The sequence below is a fragment of the Paenibacillus sp. FSL R7-0048 genome, assembly GCF_038004505.1.
Taxonomy (GTDB): domain Bacteria; phylum Bacillota; class Bacilli; order Paenibacillales; family Paenibacillaceae; genus Paenibacillus_AQ; species Paenibacillus_AQ odorifer.
Window position 1 is genome coordinate 360,023 of the sequence record NZ_JBBORF010000001.1, and the last position, 21,543, is coordinate 381,565.

General features: G+C 47.4%; 21 protein-coding genes. 15 read left to right on the forward strand and 6 right to left on the reverse strand.

Annotated elements, in window-relative coordinates:
- Positions 1-23 precede the first annotated feature (23 nt).
- The 7 genes from NSQ91_RS01585 to NSQ91_RS01615 all read left to right on the forward strand — a co-directional run bounded on the left by NSQ91_RS01585 (position 24) and on the right by NSQ91_RS01615 (position 5,590).
- Positions 24-1,136 carry an ABC transporter substrate-binding protein gene (locus tag NSQ91_RS01585; RefSeq protein ID WP_076278953.1) on the forward strand — a complete coding sequence of 371 codons (1,113 nt, stop codon included), beginning with the start codon at positions 24-26 and terminating at the stop codon, positions 1,134-1,136.
- Between the two features lie 91 nt (positions 1,137-1,227).
- The gene (locus tag NSQ91_RS01590) at positions 1,228-2,148 is read left to right on the forward strand and encodes an ABC transporter permease (protein ID WP_076278952.1); all 921 of its coding nucleotides are present in this window, start codon (positions 1,228-1,230) and stop codon (positions 2,146-2,148) included.
- Complete coding sequence (locus NSQ91_RS01595; RefSeq protein ID WP_076186152.1) at positions 2,145-2,948, forward strand: ABC transporter permease; 804 nt, start codon at positions 2,145-2,147, stop codon at positions 2,946-2,948. The genes NSQ91_RS01590 and NSQ91_RS01595 overlap by 4 nt, the downstream gene beginning before the upstream one ends.
- The gene (locus NSQ91_RS01600; RefSeq protein ID WP_340916223.1) at positions 2,945-3,988 is read left to right on the forward strand and encodes an ABC transporter ATP-binding protein; all 1,044 of its coding nucleotides are present in this window, start codon (positions 2,945-2,947) and stop codon (positions 3,986-3,988) included. Before NSQ91_RS01595 ends, NSQ91_RS01600 begins: the two co-directional genes overlap by 4 nt.
- A 4-nt stretch (positions 3,989-3,992) precedes the next feature.
- Positions 3,993-4,868: an alkaline phosphatase family protein gene (locus NSQ91_RS01605; RefSeq protein ID WP_081387133.1), complete on the forward strand. Its 876-nt coding sequence runs from the start codon at positions 3,993-3,995 to the stop codon at positions 4,866-4,868.
- Between the two features lie 57 nt (positions 4,869-4,925).
- On the forward strand, positions 4,926-5,243 hold the full coding sequence (locus tag NSQ91_RS01610) for a hypothetical protein (protein WP_036687337.1): 318 nt from the start codon (positions 4,926-4,928) through the stop codon (positions 5,241-5,243).
- Positions 5,244-5,353: 110 nt separating this feature from the next.
- Positions 5,354-5,590: a DUF6953 family protein gene (locus NSQ91_RS01615; RefSeq protein WP_036687339.1), complete on the forward strand. Its 237-nt coding sequence runs from the start codon at positions 5,354-5,356 to the stop codon at positions 5,588-5,590.
- Positions 5,591-5,693: 103 nt separating this feature from the next.
- Here the strand turns inward: NSQ91_RS01615 and NSQ91_RS01620 are convergent, their stop codons facing one another.
- From NSQ91_RS01620 to NSQ91_RS01630, 3 genes are read right to left on the reverse strand one after another with little or no spacing between them, the layout of a single operon-like run.
- Positions 5,694-6,773 (reverse strand): mannose-1-phosphate guanylyltransferase, encoded by a 1,080-nt coding sequence (locus tag NSQ91_RS01620; protein WP_076127047.1) that lies wholly within the window; start codon positions 6,771-6,773, stop codon positions 5,694-5,696.
- Positions 6,766-7,872 carry a glycosyltransferase gene (locus NSQ91_RS01625; protein WP_076219709.1) on the reverse strand — a complete coding sequence of 369 codons (1,107 nt, stop codon included), beginning with the start codon at positions 7,870-7,872 and terminating at the stop codon, positions 6,766-6,768. The genes NSQ91_RS01620 and NSQ91_RS01625 overlap by 8 nt, the downstream gene beginning before the upstream one ends.
- On the reverse strand, positions 7,872-9,053 hold the full coding sequence (locus NSQ91_RS01630) for a glycosyltransferase family 4 protein (protein WP_076278951.1): 1,182 nt from the start codon (positions 9,051-9,053) through the stop codon (positions 7,872-7,874). The genes NSQ91_RS01625 and NSQ91_RS01630 overlap by 1 nt, the downstream gene beginning before the upstream one ends.
- Positions 9,054-9,269: 216 nt before the next feature.
- Between NSQ91_RS01630 and NSQ91_RS01635 the strand changes: the two genes are divergently transcribed.
- The 3 genes from NSQ91_RS01635 (at position 9,270) to NSQ91_RS01645 (ending at position 11,148) form a co-directional block, all read left to right on the forward strand.
- Positions 9,270-9,566 carry a helix-turn-helix domain-containing protein gene (locus NSQ91_RS01635; protein ID WP_076127054.1) on the forward strand — a complete coding sequence of 99 codons (297 nt, stop codon included), beginning with the start codon at positions 9,270-9,272 and terminating at the stop codon, positions 9,564-9,566.
- Positions 9,529-10,476 carry a DUF1861 family protein gene (locus NSQ91_RS01640; RefSeq protein ID WP_139330081.1) on the forward strand — a complete coding sequence of 316 codons (948 nt, stop codon included), beginning with the start codon at positions 9,529-9,531 and terminating at the stop codon, positions 10,474-10,476. The genes NSQ91_RS01635 and NSQ91_RS01640 overlap by 38 nt, the downstream gene beginning before the upstream one ends.
- A gap of 87 nt (positions 10,477-10,563) precedes the next feature.
- Positions 10,564-11,148 carry a 50S ribosomal protein L25 gene (locus NSQ91_RS01645; protein ID WP_076101172.1) on the forward strand — a complete coding sequence of 195 codons (585 nt, stop codon included), beginning with the start codon at positions 10,564-10,566 and terminating at the stop codon, positions 11,146-11,148.
- 66 nt (positions 11,149-11,214) lie between these two features.
- Here the strand turns inward: NSQ91_RS01645 and NSQ91_RS01650 are convergent, their stop codons facing one another.
- Positions 11,215-13,512, reverse strand: coding sequence for a UvrD-helicase domain-containing protein (locus NSQ91_RS01650; RefSeq protein ID WP_076278950.1), 2,298 nt, complete (start codon positions 13,510-13,512; stop codon positions 11,215-11,217).
- Positions 13,513-13,785: 273 nt separating this feature from the next.
- Here NSQ91_RS01650 and NSQ91_RS01655 point away from each other — a divergent pair, with 273 nt between their 5' ends.
- The 4 genes from NSQ91_RS01655 (at position 13,786) to NSQ91_RS01670 (ending at position 16,934) form a co-directional block, all read left to right on the forward strand.
- The gene (locus NSQ91_RS01655) at positions 13,786-13,968 is read left to right on the forward strand and encodes a hypothetical protein (RefSeq protein WP_139330080.1); all 183 of its coding nucleotides are present in this window, start codon (positions 13,786-13,788) and stop codon (positions 13,966-13,968) included.
- A gap of 142 nt (positions 13,969-14,110) precedes the next feature.
- A complete protein-coding gene (locus NSQ91_RS01660; RefSeq protein WP_340916229.1) occupies positions 14,111-14,467 on the forward strand; it encodes a hypothetical protein in 357 nt (118 codons plus the stop codon).
- 248 nt (positions 14,468-14,715) lie between these two features.
- Positions 14,716-15,552 carry a DUF6492 family protein gene (locus NSQ91_RS01665; protein ID WP_076278948.1) on the forward strand — a complete coding sequence of 279 codons (837 nt, stop codon included), beginning with the start codon at positions 14,716-14,718 and terminating at the stop codon, positions 15,550-15,552.
- 2 nt (positions 15,553-15,554) lie between these two features.
- Positions 15,555-16,934: a sugar phosphate nucleotidyltransferase gene (locus NSQ91_RS01670; protein ID WP_076278947.1), complete on the forward strand. Its 1,380-nt coding sequence runs from the start codon at positions 15,555-15,557 to the stop codon at positions 16,932-16,934.
- Positions 16,935-17,450: 516 nt separating this feature from the next.
- Here the strand turns inward: NSQ91_RS01670 and NSQ91_RS01675 are convergent.
- Positions 17,451-18,323 carry a Cof-type HAD-IIB family hydrolase gene (locus NSQ91_RS01675; RefSeq protein ID WP_076124725.1) on the reverse strand — a complete coding sequence of 291 codons (873 nt, stop codon included), beginning with the start codon at positions 18,321-18,323 and terminating at the stop codon, positions 17,451-17,453.
- Between the two features lie 305 nt (positions 18,324-18,628).
- Between NSQ91_RS01675 and NSQ91_RS01680 the strand changes: the two genes are divergently transcribed.
- Positions 18,629-19,870: a DUF445 domain-containing protein gene (locus tag NSQ91_RS01680; protein WP_076124723.1), complete on the forward strand. Its 1,242-nt coding sequence runs from the start codon at positions 18,629-18,631 to the stop codon at positions 19,868-19,870.
- 440 nt (positions 19,871-20,310) lie between these two features.
- On the opposite strand, the gene NSQ91_RS01685 is transcribed toward NSQ91_RS01680, so the two are convergent.
- Positions 20,311-21,450 carry a glycosyltransferase family 4 protein gene (locus tag NSQ91_RS01685; protein ID WP_076192679.1) on the reverse strand — a complete coding sequence of 380 codons (1,140 nt, stop codon included), beginning with the start codon at positions 21,448-21,450 and terminating at the stop codon, positions 20,311-20,313.
- Positions 21,451-21,543 lie beyond the last annotated feature (93 nt).

Genomic DNA, 21,543 nt, shown 5'->3' on the forward strand with positions numbered 1-21,543 from the left:
GAAATAGGAGTGAAGGGGAAATCATGAAAAAAGGGATCAAAAATCAATTATCGATGGGTCTAATGTTATCCTTGCTCGTCCTGTTGCTTGCTGCTTGTGGAAATTCAGCCAAGGCTGAAGAAACAACGAATGGAAAGGCTGGCACCAAAGAATTAAGTCTGACTGAGATCGAGAGTAAAGCTAAAGAAGAGGGCAGTATCGTCAGTGTAGGAATGCCGGATTCCTGGGCGAACTGGAAAGATACATGGAGTGATATGAACAGTAAGTATGGTCTTACACATTCGGATACCGATATGTCGAGCGCGGAGGAAATTGCCAAGTTTGATGCGGAAAAAGACAAACCAACGGCCGATATCGGAGATGTGGGGATTGCGTTTGGCTCGGTTGCCGTGGATAAAGGGGTAACCCAGCCTTATAAAACATCCTACTGGGATGAAATCCCCGATTGGGCTAAGGATAAGGACGGGAATTGGATCGTCGGCTATCAAGGCACCATTTCTTTTCTGACTAACACTAAGCTCGTGGCGAATCCACCGAAGAGCTGGGAAGATCTGAAGAACGGTAACTACAAAATCATCGTTGGTGATGTAACCAAGGCTGCTCAAGCACAGATGGCTGTATTGGCCGCAGCGATTGCCTTTGGTGGCGATGAGTCGAACATTGAACCGGGGATTGCTTTTTTCGAGGATTTAGCTAAAAACGGACGTCTCTCCAATGCAGAAGCTTCCCTTGCCAACATTGAAAAAGGGGAAGTAGAAGTTACCCTGCTCTGGGATTTCAACGCTTTGAACTATAGAGACCAGATCAACAAAGATGGCTTCGCAGTAGCCATTCCCCAGGAAGGCAGTGTCGTGAGCGGGTATGCCACGATCATCAACAAATATGCGCCGCATCCTAACGCGGCGAAGCTTACACGTCAATACATCCTTAGCGATGAAGGACAGATTAATCTTGCCAAAGGTTACGCTCGTCCGATCCGTGACAGTGTAACGTTGCCGGATGATGTTGCAGCTAAGCTGCTGCCAAAAGAAGAATACGTCAACGCTAAGCCTGTTGGTGATTACAAGGTATGGGAAGAGACGGCAAAAACCATTCCTCAATTGTGGCAGGAACGTGTGCTTGTGCATTTGAATTAGTATTCATTTCTCCCTAAAAAAGAAGCAGGGCGCCTTCGTCATGATGCCGTAAGGCGCCTTTGTTCTATTCCTGCGACAAGGAGCGAGTAAGATGAAACAAAGAAGCCGCGGTGTGATCCTGGCACTTATTCCATTTGCACTAATGGTGTTAGCCTTTCAACTGGTACCTATACTATCCATGTTGACGGGAAGCTTACGCACAGCGGACGGAACGGGATTTACGTTAGGCAATTATCTGCATGCGTTGCAAAGTGCCTATTACATGCAGGCGATTAAGAACAGTCTGCTAATCTCCATAACCTCAAGTCTGATAGGGATCATTGTCGGACTTTTTTGTGCTTATTGCATTACCCGGTTTACCCCGAGAGTACGCGATAGACTTCTGATGCTGTCGAATATGACCTCTAACTTCGCAGGTGTTCCGCTGGCTTTTGCTTATATCATTTTGCTCGGAAATAATGGGGTGTTTACACTCTTATTTAAACAGTGGGGCTGGAGTGTTTTTGCCGATTTTGATCTATATAGCTGGTCAGGTCTAATACTGGTGTATGTATACTTTCAGGTTCCGTTAGCCTTACTGCTCTTGTACCCGTCCTTTTACGGAATTCGTGAGCAGTGGAGAGAGGCAGCTTCCTTACTGGGGGCTGGGCCTTGGCAGTTCTGGAAGACGATAGGCCTGCCTATTCTAACTCCGGCGATCTTCGGCACACTTGGAATTCTTTTTGCTAATGCAATGGGGGCTTATGCCACGGCTTACGCATTGGTTGGCGGAAATTACAATCTGTTGGCGGTACGTATCGGTTCACTGGTTGCCGGAGATGTGGTTACACAGCCACAAATGGGGAGTACGCTTGCTGTTCTGCTTGGTCTGACTACGATTTTGGCGGTTTATCTGAACCATTTAATGGTGCGGCGTGCGGAGAGGTTCGGAACGAAAGCACTCAGTAAACCGGATGTGAAAATCAAAGCTTCCCGGCGTTTATGGACAGCTCGTGAGGAGGCAGGGCAATGAATATACGTAAAGCAGGCTTTGCTCCACGCACCTTCATGCTGCTGCTCATGGTGTATTTGCTGCTTCCTCTTTTGGCAACGGGCATTTATGCTTTTGCACAAGATTGGCAGAATACCTTGCTGCCCCGAGCTTGGACGCTGAATTGGTTTGGGGAAATGTTTGAGGATATTCGCTTTCTGGAGGCGCTTTGGACCTCGCTTTATTTATGCCTGATCAGCGTGGTGCTGAGTCTGGCCGTGATGCTGCCAGCTGTTTTTGTCATCACCCTCTATTTTCCGCGTTGGGAGAGCTTTATGAAAGGTATTGTTGTTTTGCCTTATGCGGTGCCTGGTGTTGTGGCTGCGGTAGGTCTTATTCGTACCTATTCCTCTGGTCCCTTTGATATCGCTGGAACAGCGTATTTATTAGTGGGGGCATATTTTGTGGTCATCCTTCCCTATATGTATCAGGGCATTCGCAATAGTCTGTTAACGGTTAATGCCGTTGAACTGCTGCATGCTGCGGAGCTGCTTGGTGCCCGCCGAAGAACGGCCTTCGTGAATGTGATTTTGCCTAATATATGGCCTGGGGTTATCGTCTCTACACTGTTATCATTTTCAGTTCTATTCGGCGAATTTGTCCTTACGAACATGTTAGTTGGCGGACATATTCAGACGATTCAGGTATATCTATATCAAAGGGTTGGTGAAAGTGGACATTTAGCCAGCGCGATTGCGATCTCTTATTTTCTGTTTATTCTAATTCTTTCGATGGTACTCATGAAGCTCGGTAAAAAGATGGGAGGGGGCGTTAAGGGATGAATGATTATCTAAAGCTGCAGGGTGTACGCAAAATGTTTGGGAATACCTGTGTGTTAGACAATGTTGATTTGGAGATCCGTGAAGGTGAACTTGTGACACTGCTAGGCCCCTCCGGTTGTGGAAAAAGCACATTGCTACGCTGCATAGCCGGTCTTTCAGAGCTGGATGGCGGCAGAATTCTTTTGGAAAATAAAGATCTGGGAAGTTTGCCGCCCCGTAAGCGCGAGGTAGGAATGGTGTTTCAGTCTTATGCCTTGTTCCCCAATCTGACGGTGAGCCAAAATATCGAGTATGGAATGAAAATGCGGGGATTATCGAAATCAGCCCGCCATCATCGCTGCGCGGAATTGCTGGCATTGGTCGATCTGGAGGATAAACGGGATGTATATCCGCAGTCCCTCTCCGGTGGACAGCAGCAGCGGGTAGCGCTGGCTCGTTCTCTAGCGGTGCAGCCCAAAGTATTGCTGCTGGATGAACCCTTAAGCGCACTAGATGCTAAGATACGCAAGAATTTACGTGCAGAAATTCGTGATATCCAAAAAAGGTTTAACATGACGACACTATTCGTGACACATGATCAGGAGGAAGCGCTGATTCTTTCTGACCGCATCTGTATTATGAACGGTGGCCGGATTGTGCAGGATGGCACACCTGAGGGGTTGTACTCCGCACCACGAACAGAGTTCGTTGCCCGGTTTATGGGCAGTTACAATGTATTGACCCGATCAGAAGTGATGACGTTGTTCCGGGGGATAGATAGCACGCAGGACCGCTTTGCTATTCGGCCTGAGGCGGTTACGCTGCTGCATGAGGGCGCGGGACTTCACGAGGTTGCTGCCGGAGTGCAACTGGTGGATGGCATCATTAAATCTGTCTCCGTGTTGGGCAATATTATTAGGTGTACGGTAGAGGTGGAAGACATTTGCTTAACGGTTGATCTTTTAAATGACGGACGCTGGCTGAGTCTGGTGGAAGGGGCTAACGTCACCTTGGCTCTGAACCCTTCTGAGCTGCTGCATCTGGAACGAGAGGGAGCGTAATAAGATGACTGAAATGAACAATAAACTTATTGTGGTAGTGTTGGACGGACTTAGATATGAGGCCGCACGTGAATATATGGGGTATATGGAGCATTTGGTGGAGCAGGGGAAAATATCATGTCACCGAGTGAAGTCGGAATTGCCTAGTCTGTCACGCCCGCTTTATGAAGTGCTTTTGACGGGGACACCTGTGACCAAAAATGGAATTACGGCTAACCATATTGTGAGACCAAGCCATGAAGAGAGTGTATTCCATCTGGCAGTGGCCGCTAATTTGCGCACAGCTGCTGTCGCCTATCATTGGGTCAGTGAGCTTTATAATTCGGCCCCTTTTGATCCGCTGGCTGATCGCCATCAGCACAATGTGATGAAGCCCATTCAGCATGGCAGCTTTTATTTCGAGGATCACTATCCCGACAGTCATGTGTTTGCCGACGCTGTGTATTTACGGAGTGCCTATGATCCGCATTTCCTATACATTCACTCCATGAATATAGATGACGCCGGGCATCGTTATGGCGGCGAGAGTAAAGAATATGAGCTTTCAGTGCGTAATGCCGACGGTCTGCTGGCCACTGTTTTGCCTATTTGGATGGAACAGGGCTATAAGATTATGATTACGGCAGATCACGGAATGAACGCAAATGGGTACCACGGCGGGATAACCCCTTCCGAGCGAAATGTGCCATTATATACGTTTGGGGTAGATGTATTATCTTCAGAAAAAGAGGAAGAAATGCTGCCACAGCTGCGAATGGCTCCTTTAATGTGCCACTGTTTGGGGCTGGCCCCTTCAGCAGCAATGAGTAAGGAGGGCTTGCCTCCACTTGTGCAGAAGCAATCTCATGACAAAGTGGAAGAACCTTTGCCGTTGGTATGAAATAAAATAATTAGCACGAGAAAAATCATATATTTTACCCAATTAGGAGGTTGTCTATTGAGCGCTTCTAAAGCTATGAAATGGATTACGGGTTCCTGTGAAATTATTTTGGCAATTCCAATTCTGGGTGCTGCTATTGTTATTGGCACGGGGTATTCCGTTCTGGGGTTGATGTTTATCCTACATGTGATTACATTGATTTTATCTTCAAGAGACCGTGAGTCTATCTACGGTTCAGTGCTAGGAATTATAACTTCTTTATTGGCATGGATTCCTTTTGTGGGCTGGTTCTTGCACTTAATTACTGGGATTCTGTTGATGGTGAGTGGAGGACAGAAGTCCCGTTATCCGTCGAACCATATCTATCCACAATGATGTAAAATGACTTCAATACAGCCCAATTCGGACGTTTGTCCGGTTGGGCTGTATTCATGTTATAATGAGGGCACATTTTAGCAGTAAGCACAGAGAGGAGGCGCATCCATATGGAAATAACCGCACAAGAAGTAGCAGAATGGATGGTGAAGGAGATTCGTTTTACGGGTACCTTGCATCAGACGGCGGCGATTGAATATGTGAAAGAGAATTTTGGAGAACAATTTGTATTTGTGAATGAGAACGGCAATGCCTCACTCTCCAAAGAAGTGAAGAAAGCTTTCCGGAAACTCCATGGCGGGAGAATTGCTTGGGATCGAGACGGGTTCTTGTGGGCTTGGACCTAGGTTTGGCGCTTAAAAAAATTTATAAACTGTTCAACTTATATAATGAGATAAAAAACGGACCATGCATGTATTGCAATGGCCCGTCTTTTTGCATTCCTTTTTGTTAGATATATTCTGTCATTCCCTGTTCCTTTAGAAGCTCCACGATATCTTTGACTGACTGCGCTTTATCCTTGGGACAGATTAATAGTGCATCCCCAGTATCCGCAATGATGAACCCGTCTACACCAATGGTCGTGATCAGTCTGCCATTTCCATAGATGATTGAATTATGGGTATCTATCCCCACATGATTTGCTTTTATAATGTTGCCTGCATCATCCGGAGGGAAGATTGAACCCAGTGCATCCCAGCTGCCGATATCATTCCAGCCAAACTGCCCGGAAAGCACGACAACTTCATCAGAGCGTTCTAAAATGCCGTAATCAATCGAAATATTCTGAAGCGTTGGATAGATGGCGTTAATAACTTCCTCTTCCTGATCTGTACCCAAATAATCACTGATGGGCAGCATGGTTTTGTAGAGTCGAGGTAGATAACGTTTGAAATTATCAATAATGACAGAGGTCTGCCAAATAAAAATCCCACTATTCCATAGATAATTACCGGATGCCAGATAACTCTGTGCATTCTGAAAGTTTGGTTTCTCTACAAATTCATCTACATCATATACAGCCACTGGGCTTGTCGCAATCGGCGTCTTATCAAAGGCAATATAGCCGTAGCCAGTAGATGGGAAAGTAGGCTTGATTCCGATGGTTACTATTTTGTCTGACTCCATGGCAACAGTACAGGCTTCGTCTAGTGTAAGACGGAATTGTTCCTCATCCGTTATATAGTGATCGGAAGGCAGGACGACCATCAAAGAATTGCCATGAGATTTCTCTATAGATAATGCTGCAAAAAGAATGCTAGCGGCTGTATTTCGCGCCACAGGTTCAATTAGAATATTAGCTTTGAGAACGCTGCTGTGCATAATACTCTCCAACAATACTGCTTGGGTACGATTAGTAACGATAACTGTATTCTCCTGAGGAATAATCCCTTTGAAGCGTTCAATCGTATCGTTTAGCATAATGTCGTTGCCACTAATATTCAGCAGCTGCTTTGGGATTTCTTGTCTGGACAGGGGCCAAAACCGTGTTCCGCCCCCGCCGGCTAGGATCGTAGCATATTTATTCATGATGCATCACCAACCGGGCAATTGTGAAGGATATAATGCTCTCCGAGCCTTGGTTCAGGTTGAGCCCCGCGGCATGGATGCCGTCATAACAAGCACCAGTCTGCGGATCGATCAGAGGGATTCCCAAGGAATTATGCCCTAGATACCAGTTGTAGCATAATTCTGCTTGCGTAAGATAGGCGGGGTCCTCAAGAACAACAGCTGCTTCCCGGCAGGCCAGCAGCATCTCGCAGGCTTCAATGGGCTGTTCATCATAGGGTGCAGCCAGCCCATCACGCAGCAGCCAGCCATGGCTGCCGATCGGTTTATAGTAACCTTTGCTGGAGAAGGTGGTGGAAGCTAGGAAATCCAGGCTTTCCTTGGCGGTCTCCCGCAGGTCTTTATTCCCGGAGATCAGGAAGGCCCGAAGCAGAGCCCAGGGCAGCATGGAATTGCCATAAGTGATGCTGTCCTCGAACCAATTCCAGCCGTGCCCCTTATAGCGGGTATATTGATTATGCAGCCGAACCGCAATATTTTCGATCAGACTCTCAATGGTTGCCCTTGGCAGAAAGGCGGCTTCTTCGGTCGTGTTTTCAGTATGCGGGTATGGAAAAGCATAACCTAATGAGCCCGGTGCTTCGGTAAGATAACTTAGGCCGATGATGGCATAGGCTCCAGCCCGAGGTGAGCCCAAGGCTTCCAGATGCGGCAGTGCCTGATTGATCAAATACCGGCAGGTATTCATCAGGTTATCGGGCAGGGAAGCAGCATGCGACAAGGCGAACCCGAGTGCCCACAAGGTACGTCCCTGGCAATCTTCAGAACCTTTATCCTCTATAAAGGAGCGGTTATAATCCATGAAATTGCGAAAATTGCCGTCCGCTGTCTGGGAATGATAGATAAAAGAGATATACGTATGAATGAGATCGAGTGCCACGGCATCCCGGGAATTCTCGTACATTAAGACCGCAGCAATCAGGGCGCGGGCGTTATCATCGGTAGTGTAGCCCTTGGAACGGTCCGGAACCCCAAACTTGGTATGCTGAAAGATTCCTGTATCGTCCGTGATTCTGCGCAGATAGCCTGGTTTAGCCTGTACTGTGGTGGAGGTTTCCATTAAATCACGCTCCGATCAGCTGACGCCGAGCTCTGGATATGGCTGTGGAACAAGGCGGCATAGATTTTGGCGATTTCGTTCCAGCGCATAGTGAGCCCGAGCTTCAACGTACGGTCTTCCATCGTTTGCACCAGGGCGGGGCTATTCAGCAAGCGCAAAATGCAGGCTTCCAAGGAAGCAGAATCATGAAAATCAGCCAGTAGACCGCGGCCTTCTGCCAACATTTCCTGGGCGTAGCGGTAAGGGGTCGACACGATGACCCGGCCATAACCGACTCCGTAGGCCAGGGTGCCGCTGACGGCCTGATCCTTACCCAGATAAGGAGTCACATAAATATCTGACATGACCAAGGACTCTATTACTTCTTCTTGGGTCAACAACTTATCGACGAATTGGACATTGTTCTGCAGGTCAAACATTTCTACGAGGTCCGTCAGTTTCTGGCGGTAAACTTCGCCGGATTCCAGCTTGACGACCGGATGGGTCTTGCCCCAGACAATGTAAAGTGCTTCGGGATGTCGCTTGACCACGCCGCGCATGGCTTCGATGCTGTATTCAATCCCTTTGCCGGGACTGAGGAAGCCGAAGGTGGAGAGGATTTTGCGGTCTGGATAACCGTATTGTGCTTTGAGGCTGGAGCGTGAAGCTGTGCTCACTTGAGGGACACCGTGATGGATGAATGTGATTTTGGAAACTGGGATCTCATAAATAGTAGATAAATCAGTAAGGGTTGATTCCGCCATCGTCACGACCTGCACGCTACGCTCGGCCAGACATCGGATGATCTGATGCTGCTTAGGGGAGGGCTTGGTCAACACTGTGTGAAAAACAACAACATACGGAATGTTCAAACGTTCGACAAAGGGCAGCAGGTATTCACCGCTTTCTCCGCCGTAGATGCCAAATTCATGTTGGATGACCAACAAATCGGTATCAGAATTGTTGAGGAAATCGGCCGTATCTATATAATCTGCGTAATTATGCTGGTCGATCTGCCGTATTACCTGCTGATCGTAAGCGTAGGTTTCATTGTTGTTTATGGCAATAATCCGGGGCGGGTTGAAGCCGGGAAGGTGGATAAGTTCATCTAGCAGATCCTGTGTGAACGTGGCGATACCGCACTCTCGCGGCAGACTGGTTCCCAGGAACACGATGTTGTGATTACGGACTGTATTTTTCATTCAAAGAGCCTCCCTAATGGTCTTGCGATTGGTCTGGATACAAAAAAAGAAAATAAAGAAGACTTTATTTTCTGAATAGGGAAAGGTATTTGTTTTTTCTGAAATTAGAAATGTTGCAAATTATTTCCTAATCCCACTGTAACATGACCATTTAATCTTGTCAATTTAATTGACTCCTTGGGTGAGTGCGGATATATTATGGGAGGAGGTGGATGAATGCCAGTCATACGCAGTAAACTGAGCGAGGTCATGCTGAGGCATGATCCGAAATTATCGATCCGTAAGCTTGCCAAAGAGATCAATTACCACTTTGATTCAGTACGCCGAATGTACAAGAATGAGATGGTGCAGTATCCAAGGGATCTGCTGCTAAAATTATGTGTATACTTTAATGTCCAGCCCGGCGAGCTGATCGCCATGGATGCGGAAGACAACGATTGGGTAATCGATCGTTCAAATGATTATGAGGAGGACGATGATGACAAGGAACCCGGCACGGACAGCCACCTGTAAGCAGCTTCTGGATACATATCATGCCGGACGCGGTACAACCATAGTAAACAAACTGACGTTCACCGGTGTCGGGCACCGGGATGTCTATAATATAACCGCCCCGTTTATGTATAACGGGGAGGAAGTACTAATGGGAAGAGTTGAGGAACGGGACAGTGAGTTCTCTCAAGTCTTCTTTTTTACATGCCATGATGGAGTCTGGAGGCCTCGTGCGCATACGCATACGTACAATTTACAGGACCCGTGCTGGACCCGGATCAGGGGGGAACTTATTGTGGGCGGGGTGGAAGTGATTACGGCAGCGGATGATCCGCACCGGATTACCTCCTGGGTGACCCAATTCTACAGGGGGTATCACATCGATTCTTTAACCCACTTTTCTTCAGGTCCCGGCACGATGAAGGATATCCGGCTTATCGAGCTTGATAATGGCAGTGTAGGCGTATTTACCCGGCCACAGGGCGAACGGGGTGGGCGAGGACAGATTGGGTTCACAGTGATTCCTTCGCTGGACGAACTGAATGAGCAGACCTTTATTGATGCCGAGGTGCTTCAGGATCAATTCGTGCCCGAAGAGTGGGGGGGAGCCAATGAAGCTCATCTGCTGCGGGGTGGAATGGTGGGCGTATTGGGCCACATTGCCTGCTTCGATAGCGCCGGAAACAAACACTATTATGCCATGGCTTTTTCGCTGAATCCTGAGACTTATAAAGCAACTCCGGTCAAAATAATTGCAGTCCGCAGTGATTTTCCGGCGGGCCCGGGCAAGCGCAAAGAACTGGAGGATGTCATCTTTAGCGGTGGCTTGAAACGTCTTGGAGGAGGCCGGGCGGTATTATCTGTAGGGGTGAGTGATGCTGAAGCATATGAGATTGAGATCGCGGACCCTTTTGACGAATACGAATCCTAGCATTCTTCCAGTTGGTTTGACTAGATTATATGGTCATGTTACACTTAGTGTGACAAGAATTTATGGTCAAAGAGAGCGGGAAACCCAATGAATAAGTTTATTCAATTCAACACACGTAAGACTGACACCAAGTCCAACATCAATCAGGCGCGTAAGCAAGGACGTATTCCGGCTGTATTATATGGTATTGGTAAAGAGACTCTGACGTTGGAAGTGAATGAAAAAGAACTTCTGGACATTCTCAAAAAGAATCCGCGCGCAATTCTGCAAGGTAAGGTATCGGAAGAGCTAGAGGTTCCGGTCGTGGTTCAGAACATTCAGAAGGATACCCTGTCCGGCAAAATTCTGCATATTGATTTTCAACATGTAAATATGAAAAAGAGCATGGACAGCAAGGTGACTATTCATTTTGCAGGTGAAGCCGTAGGGATTAAAGCAGGCGGCACACTTCAGGTAGAAATCTATGAAGTGGAAGTTCGTTGTATGCCTGAGGATCTGCCTACCTCCATGGAAGTCGATATCAGCGGACTGGATATTGGCGACCAGTTGCTCGTCTCTGATCTGATCTTCAAGGACGGTATTGAAGTGTTGACCGAACCGTCAACCGTAATGATCCAGATCAAGACCGTGCATGAAGAAGAGGAAGAAGAAGCGGTAGTAACTCCAGCTTAAACATATATTTTTTATAAAAAAGGCAAGTTTCCAGGGAAGAGGAAACTTGCTTTTTTTTGCGTTGAATCATACAGGAACTTCTCGTTGGTCCTTTGCCATAGGGGAACTACATAACGGGCAGGGTTTTGAGGTTAAATGATCCTCAGCTCCGCCCGCTTTCATGCGTGTCCAGCCAGGACAGGTACTGCTGGTACAATTCCATACCGCAACGACATGGGTTCTTGTCGCAGTTGTCCGGCTGGTAGGTAAGGATCTTGTTGTCACTGTTCTGCTCACCGTAGTCGTTGCTGTGGAAGAAACGGCAGAGCGGAAGGCTGATAACATGAAGCGGGAGACCTCTGCTTTTTTGCCCCGATGCCTCGCAGGTGAACTGATAAACAGCTCTTCCCGGGCTCTAGTAACAGCTACGTAAGCCAGTCTTCGCTCCTCTTCCAGGGCAGCCAAGCTTGAACTCCCACTATTTGCAGCGGCCAGCTTGCGGTCCTTGAGCCGGTCCCCCTCCAGGGCGGAGCTATGCGGGAGAATTCCTTCAGAGGCTCCAATCAAAAAGACCACAGGAAACTCTAATCCTTTGGATTTGTGAATGGTCATAAGCGCGATCCGATTCCCTTGTTCTTTGGTGCTTGGCTGACGATTATGTTCATTACGTTCCGTAACATTATCTATGAAATCCAGAAAGGCAGGAATACTATCAAATCGCTCTGCAGACGATTCTAGTTCATCTAGCATTTCTTTTAACGTTTCGCGATGCAAGGTTGCTTGATGCCGCTCATTCGCTTCGATGAAATAATCATAGAATTGCGTGCGGACCTGGCGAATCGCTTGGACTGGGGTTAACTCGCGCATATTGCGAATTAGATCCAGCCGCTCTCTAAGCTTAGTGCCCTTGAAATCCTCCATGCCGGGCATGGACAACAGATGGATTAGTGGGCCTTGCTTTGGTTGTCTAGCTTCCATCTGCCGGATGTGATTCATACCTTTTTCACGGTTCATATAAAGAGTAGGCAGGATGTTCTCCATAGCCGCAAAATTCCGCCGATTCACGGAGAGACGCATATGATCCACGACCGGGGAAATTAGCCAGTGTTCGTACAGTAATTGCCCTTCTCCATAATCAATATAGGGAATATCGCGTAAAAGAAGTAATTCCAGAACGGCCCGGTTGCTGCTGGACGCTCTATATAACATGGCGAAGTCGCTATATTCTCTTTTGCCGCTCGAAACCTCGTTTAAAATATGCTCAACCATCTGCTCAGCTTCCTCGTCTGCTGTCTGGGGACGCATATACCGGGGCTGACTCCCGCTCCCTTTGGCAGCTTGCAGGGTTTTGGAACGCCGGCGCGTATTGTGCCGGATAATACCGTTGCCGAGTCCGACTATAGCTGGACCAGAACGGTAATTAATATCAAGTGTAATAACCCTTGCTCCCGGGTACAGCTTCTCGAATTCCAGAATGAATTCACTGCGTGCCCCGTTGAAGGAATAAATCGTCTGGTCATCGTCGCCAACGACCATCAGATTATGCTGTGGGTGAGCAATCATTTTGACTAATTCGTATTGCAGGGCATTGGTATCCTGAAACTCATCCACCATCACGTATAGATATCTCATCTGCAATTCCTGTAAAAGCGTAGGACGCTCCTTTAGCATCCGATAGGCGATTAAGAGGACATCATCGAAGTCGATTTTAAAATTGTCTAGTTTCCATTGTTCGTAGATTTCCAGAATGGATTTCATTTCTTTTTCAGCGGTGGTTCCTTCAGGCAAGCCTTCTACGGTACCCATGTTCATCTTGCAGGAAGAGAGCAGGGAGAGTAGCGTTTCCGGTGGATAGGCATCTTTAGGTAGCCCTAGCTCACGCATGATTTGTTTCAACAGGATGTGCTGGCGCCGCGTCTCACTGAAAATCTCTTGCTGCAATCCTTGTCTGCGCAAGAAAAATAAGAAAAAGGAATGAAACGTGCGGGCCTGCAGCCGCGCGACGTCCGCTGGGCCTACTCCCGGTAATAGGGCGATCCGTTCGCGCATTTCCGCCGCAGCTTTACTCGAAAAAGTCAGCAATAGCAGCTGACTTGGCGAGACACCGCGCACGGACAACAAATAACCGGTTCGGCAGATCAGAACCGAGGTTTTGCCGGAGCCTGCGCCGGCCAGTGTTAGAAGCGGCCCTTTATGATGCCGTACCGCAGAAATCTGCGGACGGTTGAGTAAGATGCCGCCTTCTTCCAGCCTGCGAAAAAAAGCGGAGTCCTCATCCTCCCGCTTCACCAGCTCTTGGCTTGTCTGCGCTGAGGCCACAGCCGCTTGCGGGATCCGCTCACCAGTAGCTCCCAGTGGGATATTATGAAATAAAAGCTTATTCAATAGATTCACCTTCATTATTTCTGTATAGAGTGGTCTCAACAAATCTAGTTCTATGATGTTTGAGTTCATCTTAAAATGTGCCGAAAATTTAGCCAATCTACAATATACCATCCCAGGCTTTTTACTGCACAGGAAAAGTGTTGGATATTGAGCCAGTAAAAATATGGGGATTGGTGTGGGAGTGGGACACAACGGTGGTATAAATCCCGTAGATAGGCTGGAATGTGACTGCGTGGGCGGAATGTACGGTATAAATCCCACAGATAGGCTGGAATGTGGCTGCGTGGACGGAATGTACGGTATAAATCCCGTAGATTGGATGGAAAGTGGCTGCGTGGACGGAATGTACGGTATAAATCCCGTAGATTAGCTGGAATGTGGCTGCGTGGGCGGAATGTACGGTATAAATCCCGTAGATTGGGTGGATTGTGGCTGCGTGGGCGGAATGTACGGTAAAAATCCCGTAGATAGGCTGGAATGTGGCTGCGTGGACGGAATGTACGGTAAAAATCCCGTAGATTAGCTGGAAAGTGGCTGCGTGGACGGAATGTACGGTATAAATCCCGTAGATTGGATGGAAAGTGGCTGCGTGGGCGGAATGAGAGGTAAAAATGCCCTAGAAATGAGCAGAAGAGGAGCAGCGACGTGGAAGACAGGCAAAAATGCCCTAAATAAGGGCAAATCCGCCTCCGTAAGCGAAAAGAGAGGCATATATGCCCTAGAAATGAGCAGAAGAGGAGCTGCGACGTGGAAGAGAGGCAAAAATGCCCTAAATAAGGGCAAATCCGCCTCCGTAAGCGAAAAGAGAGGCATATATGCCCTAGAAATGAGCAGAAGAGGAGCTGCGACGTGGAAGAGAGGCAAAAATGCCCTAAATAAGGGCAAATCCGCCTCTGTAAGCGAAAAGAGAGGCATATATGCCCTAGAAATGAGCAGAAGAGGAGCTGCGACGTAGAAGAGGGGCAAAAATGCCCTAGAAAAGGGCAAATCCGCCTCCATAAGCGAAAAGAGAGGCATATTTGCCCCAGTAAAGGGCGCCGGGTGCAGGTCTGTTTCTATTTTTATAATATAAAAATTTCTGCCCGCGCATCGCAGGCTTGTCCAGCGCACATTTGCCACTCTCCTGAACAATTCTGTGATGCCCATTCCCTTTTCCTATCATGCTCATATCCTAAAGCAAAAACATGATATGGAGATGACCCTATGCCCTCGCCCAGTAAGGCCCGCATCAGACATGCCGTTACTATAGATGTACTGATTCCCGCGATTGAAAAAGATTTACAGACCCTTCCCCATGTGATTGACGCTGTTAGAAAGCAGGTTAAGCATCCCATCGGCCGGATATTAATTGTTGCTCCCAAAAAGAAACGGATGATTGAGTTCTGCCACACAAAAGGCTGTACCTTTATTGATGAGAATACGGTGCTGCCGATTACGAAAAAAGACATTCATTACCGCTCACGCACCTGGGAACGTTCCGGCTGGCTATTCCAACAGCTGCTGAAGCTGAATGGTGACAAGCTCTGCACAGCGGATTATTTTTTGGTCATTGATGCCGATACCGTTCTGATCACCCCCCACCATTTTCGGGCGAATGGCAAGACACTCTTTTACAGCCGGAACTGGAGCCAACCACAGTATTTTGTAACCTATAAGAAACTCATGGGCCGCAAGGTGACCGCAAAATCATCATTTGTGACCCATTATATGCTGTTTGAACGCAGTCAATTGGCCCAAATGAAAAGAGAGATAGAAGCAAAACACCAAATGCCCTGGTATCGAGCTATTTTACACAGTATGAACCGCTCCAAGCAATTTGCCTTTTCCGAATTCGAAACCTATGCTAATTACCTGTATTCGAAGAATCGCGAGGGAATGAAAATTCAAAAAGCGCGTAATAAAGGTCTCCATATGAATGCAGGACAGCTATCCAAGCAGAAAGTGAATCAGCTGGCTGAGAAGTATAGATCATTGTCTTTTCATAAACGAAAGGGGTATGTGAGAACACCGGGGGCTAAATCTAGCGCAGGGGGGCGATAGGGTTGCAGATCGTACTCCTTTCAGGGGGATCGGGGAAGCGGTTGTGGCCGCTATCAAATGAGATCAGGTCAAAAGCTTTTTTAAGGCTGCTTCCAACAGAAGCTGGCGGTATGGAGTCGATGATCGAGCGGGTATGCAGAGGGCTGGAAGAAGTAGGTTTGTTGGATTCAAGCTGCATTGTGACTCATCGCAGTCAGGTGGAGATTACTCGCAAATCCGTTAGTGCTCAAGTCCCTTTATTAGCAGAGCCGCAGAAACGGGGGACTTTTACTGCAGTAGCTCTGGCGGCGAGTTATCTGCATTCTGTGAAGGGTATGGACTCAAAAGAGATCGTAGTGGTCATTCCGGTGGATTCGTATGTGGAGACTTCTTTTTTTAAACAGCTTCATCAATTTCCAAGTGTGCTTGCCGAATCACAAGCGGACATTGCTTTGATTGGTGTTTTACCTGAATTTCCTTCTACACAGTTCGGTTATATTCTGCCGGGTGAAGGGTCTGGGGTAGGGGGGACGTCTTTTTTAAATGTTAAGCAGTTTGCGGAGAAACCGAACGAATCGACAGCCGCCGAGTTCATTTCTCAGGGAGGACTGTGGAATTGCGGCGTGTTTTCCTGCTCATTAGGGTACTTGCTCTCAAGTATGATCGAACGGGATCTTCCAGTAGATTACATGGAGTTTATGGAGCATTATGATCAATTGCCAGAACGAAGCTTTGACTATGAGGTGCTAGAACACACGCGGCGAGCGGTAGTCATCCCCTATATTGGGGTGTGGGCGGATATTGGCAGCTGGGATGCACTTGTTCCTCATTTGCAAGGAAGAGTAATTGGCAGTGGGAGTATTTCTGAGGATTCAAAAGGTACCCATTTGATCAACGAACTCTCTTGTCCTGTGCATATCATCGGCGCTCCTGGTTTAATCGTGGCGTCGGGGCCAGATGGTATTTTGGTTGCTGGGATAGAGCAGGCAAAACGAATTAAGCAAAAACTGGAGGGCCATGCGGCGAAGCCTATGATTGAAGAAAAACGCTGGGGCACCTCACGCATTTTGGACTTCTCTCGTACGGCGGCAGGTATTGAGGTTACGACCTCTAAAATAACCATTTTGGCAGGCGAGCACACCAGCTACCATTTTCATCGGCATACTAAAGAAGTTTGGTCTTTTCTTTCTGGAAATGGAGAATACCGGATGAATGGCCATCTTCATGCGGTTGCCGCCGGGGACACGGTCACGGTACCTGCTGGTACGAAGCATGGACTGCGGGCCATTACAGCGCTCGAATTGATTATTATTGAACTGTTGGAATTTCCTGAGGTGGATGACTACGTACGAGTGTCTGCCGAATGGGAGGGGGAGGACAGCTTCCTTGATGATTTGGGATGAATGGAAAGGTAGTTCGCTTTAACCCGGAGGCAGTTGTAGACATGGGGAGATTGACCGGCTGAAGTGAAATAGATGTATTCAGTGCAACTATTTCGTGGAGTAGTGAATGCCTTGCGATTTAGATGTAGTTTGTACAGTTAAAAATCGCGAATTTTTGCGTTTTGAATAGATTTGCTGAATATAAGTGTACAGAGTGCAATTAAATCCGAATTAGCGCCTAAAAGAGGGCATTTAACTGTACGAAGTACAACTAATTCTTGAGAGGGACGGGGGATGCAATAGGCAAGCCACAGTAAGCTACAGGAAAGCGATAAGTAAGCTATAGGTAAGCCACAGTAAGCTACAGGAAAGCGATAAGTAAGCTATAGGCAAGCCACAAGTAAGCTACAGGCACGCCACAACCTAAACCTAAAGTGTAAATGAGAGACCCCTACCTAGCAAAAATAAACCCACAAATAGCACCGTGAGCAGAACTGCCCACGGTGCTATTTGTGCATCCGCTGCTTTATGCAGAAATTATTCTTTAGAATTTCTTTTCAAAAGATGCTCAATTCCTGCCGCGACTCCGTCTTCCTCATTACTGGTGGTGATGAATTCCGCCATTTCCTTAAGAATTGGCGCTGCGTTAGCCATAGCAATCCGGTAGCCGGCCTTCTCGAACATCGGCTGATCGTTATAACTGTCGCCCATGACAGCTACATCCGCTAGCGGGATACCATAATGGTCAGCAAGCATGGTTACACCGGAGCCTTTGTTGGCCTCTTCATGGTTAATCTCGATATTATTTACATGGGAGGCGGTAATAATTAAGCCCGGAATAGCTGCGAAGCGGGTGGAAGCTTCCTTGAGCAGCTCTCGGTTTAGAGAAAAAGCCAATGTTTTATAAATAACATTTTCCTCCTTGCTCCACACCTCTTCCATACTCTCCACATAGGTAACCGCTGCTTGTTGAAACTGTTGATCGATCATTGCTTTCAGCAGCCAGCTGACTTCTTCAGGAACTTCTTCATCGCTTAGTGCAGATAATTTCTCTAACCGTACACGTTTGTTCAGCTCTACATAAACGTTATCCTCAGTGTATACCTCGTAATACAAGTCCGGAATTTCGTTCATCCAGCGCAGAGCGGGAATGATGTCTGCTTTATTCAGCGGCGTGCTTGCCGCGAGGGTGCGATCAGATAATGTGACGACTGCGCCATTTAGACTGACTACAGGACATTCCAGATCCGCTAGCCGAAGCTGACGTTCTGCATCCATAAAAGAGCGGCCTGTGGCAATGATAACAATGTGACCTAGTTTCTGAGCTTTTATAATAGCTTCGCGGTTTTTTGGACTGATGTTTCCTTCTTCGTTCAGTAATGTTCCATCCATATCTAAAGCAATCAGCATATTGTATGAGCTCCTTTTCCAGGTAAAGTGGTACTTTTTAAGGGGTATTGAAACGTTACTTGTATCTTATCATTAATATTCTGAAAACCAAAAACCATTTTCATGCAACTGTACAATAATGAACGTCCAACAAGAGATAAGAGGTTTTTACAGTATATTTTTAGATAATAGTTCAGTCGTGGTACAATAGTTATCAAACTAACCGACTAGCCGAATCTATCGTCAGCTTATGTTCGTGGAACGTGACCGACGGTATTTTTCCTGTGTAAGGACATCGGCAGCTGCTTATGTAAAGGGGACTATTTATGAGATCCAAAAACTTAGCCACCATGTCACTCGCCTTTATGGCATGTGGGTTTCTGCTTACACTGTTTCTACCTGAAAACCTAGCCGTGATTCTACTGAGAGGTGGTTTCGAAGCCGGTTTGGTAGGGGGGATTGCCGACTGGTTCGCGGTAACGGCGCTGTTCCGCCATCCGATGGGGCTACGTATTCCACACACCTCACTACTGCTCAAGAATCGCGATAAGATCATCCAATCACTAATCACCGCGATGGAGACTGAGCTTCTTAACAAGGAAAGCATTGAGAACAAGCTGCGTAAGTTTGGCTTTATATCAATGGGCTCCAAGCTACTGACAAAGTTCTTTAGTAAAAAGAAGGCAAGAGTACAAATATTGGAGCAGCTTGGCGAATTCGTGTCTCGTCTTCCGGTAGAGAAGGCAGTACCGTTTCTGCAAAAGGCAGCCTCCGAATATGTTCGTGAAGCTGAGCTTGGCGTTGCGGCTGATAAAATAGTTACTAAGTTAATGAATGACGGTAAAGATGTAGCTGCTCTAGACTATGCGCTGGAAGGGGTGTCTACTTGGAGCGGACGTCCTGAAACGAAGGCTATGCTGGGCAAGATTGCCAGCGAGAAATTGGCTGAAGTGAAGCTTGGCGGACTTAAAGGTATGGCTTTTCAGGCTTTTGTCGGGTTTATGGATGCAGATATGCTTGGTGAAATGCTGCAAGGTATGTTGCAGTCCGGTATCCGCGATTTTCGGGAAGAGGATAGCCCATACCGTGAAGAGATTATCCGCGAGATTCGAGTGGCCCTGTTCCAGATTGTTAATGACGAGGCTAGACTGGCTTCATTAAAAGAATGGGCACTGAATGAGCTTGAAGGCGAAGCAGCAACCGAATTCCTGCATGCGCAATTGGAGAACATTCGCAGCAAAGCAATTTCCCTGTTGGAGGAAGATCGGGCGGCTGGCGGACGCAAGCTGTTCACGTTATATACCCTGCTTGTACGTCGTATTGGCAAGGAACTAGAATGGATCAGTAGCTGGGAAGAGCGGATTCGCGCTTCGCTAATTGCCTTTGTAGAGGCTAACCACTACAGAATAGGTCTTTTGGTAAAAGAGAATCTGGACAGCATGGATGACGCTAGTCTAGTGAATATGCTGGAAGATAAAGTGGGTAAAGATCTGCAATGGATTCGTGTGAACGGAGCTTTATGCGGGTTTGTCGTAGGGCTTGTGCTTACAGTTATTCAATTGATTTGAATGAAACTTACCTATTTATTGTAAAATCCGGAAACAAAGCAGAGCAGCGATTCTCCCGTGAGGGAGGATCGCTGCTTTTTGTTGTTGCTCATGGCCTGTCTGCATCGTGGAGTAATAATCCTCCTCTGAGGCTTAAGGACCCATATGACGTTGTTTGTTAGTTTTTGACCCTTGGAACATGTTTGCGGACTCCACTGGCGTTATTCCTATGGATGACGTTCATATGGGACATTTTTCATGCCAATAGTGGTTATAGGGTTCTTTAGCATTGCAAATGAGGGATAAAGCTGCGTTTGGGGTCAGCTGTGTCCGATAGCTACCTTGTATGCGCATATGTTACCTAATTCATTCGGAGATTGGTGCTTAGCTCAAGCAAGCTCCAAAAAGAAAGGGACCCAGCAGCCAGTTAATAGCTTAGGAGGCCCCTACTTTTGGTGAGTCTACAATTGCATTCCATCTGCAAGAGTTCTGTACCCTTGCTGTGGTGTTGCAGAAGCTTGATACAGCTGTTCTAAATGGTTTGCTGTACGCTGCCAATTGAAGGCCTCAAGCGCGTCGGCTCTCCCTTGTGATCCGATGGTAACTGCCAATTGTGGATGGCGGGCTATCCGCAGCAAATACCGGGCAAAGGGTAAAGCCTCGCGATATCGTTCTACCAGATAACCGTTATGGCCAGAGGCGACTATCTCTCGGATGCCCCCATTATTCGAAGCGATAACAGGTAGACCGGAGGCCATAGCTTCTACATTAACAAGACCGAAGGATTCATGGTTCTGGGAAGGGCATACAAAGCAGTCTGCCGCCTGATAAAGGGTGTGAATATTCTCATGAGCCACATTTCCTAGAAAAGTAACAGACACTCTCAGCCGCCGTGCAAGGAGCTTCAACTGCCGTATGTACGACGGTTTGCCTTTGCCGGCGATGACCAGATGAGCGGGGAGGTGTTTGTTTAAATGCGACATAGCACGGATTAATATAGGCACTCCTTTGCGGGGTATAACCCGACCCACGAACAAAACTGTGAAGGTCTGCGGGAGTTTGTAGAAACTACGAAGCTGTTGTTTTTCAGATAACTGCACAGGGGTAAACCGGTCAAGATCAGCTCCCAATAAGACAATATGAATCCCTGTGGTCAGTTGCGGGAAGCGGCGATCCAATCTTCGCTGTAAGGAGTGGCTGTTGGCAATGATCAGATCCGCTTTTGCCAAGGCATTGGCCACTTTATCTGTACCCGGTGTGAAGGTAAGCGAGTGCAGGAACAGAAATACCGGGATATGAGGAAGCTGCTTCTTTACAGCAGACATAAGATGGGGGCGATTATCAACCTGAATGATGTCAAAGGATTCTTTCTGAATGTATTCTAATACCGAAGTAAGATAATGGGCTGGGGTGCTTGCAGGCAATCGGATAATTCTGACCTGCTCCAATATAATGGCAGCAGGTAGTCCAGGTACCTTCCGACTAACAATGGTTACCTTATGTCTCTCCGCCAGTCTTCTGGCAATGGCCCAAATGCAGATTTCTACAGAACCGTCTCCCGGAACTGGGAACTGCTCCGGTGCAATGATACAAATGTGCATGGTTCACGCCTCCTTTTATCCGCTAATGGATATCCTCTTCCACCATATGCAACACAGTAAACAGTAGATACATCCGAAAGCGGAGAGGGCGTT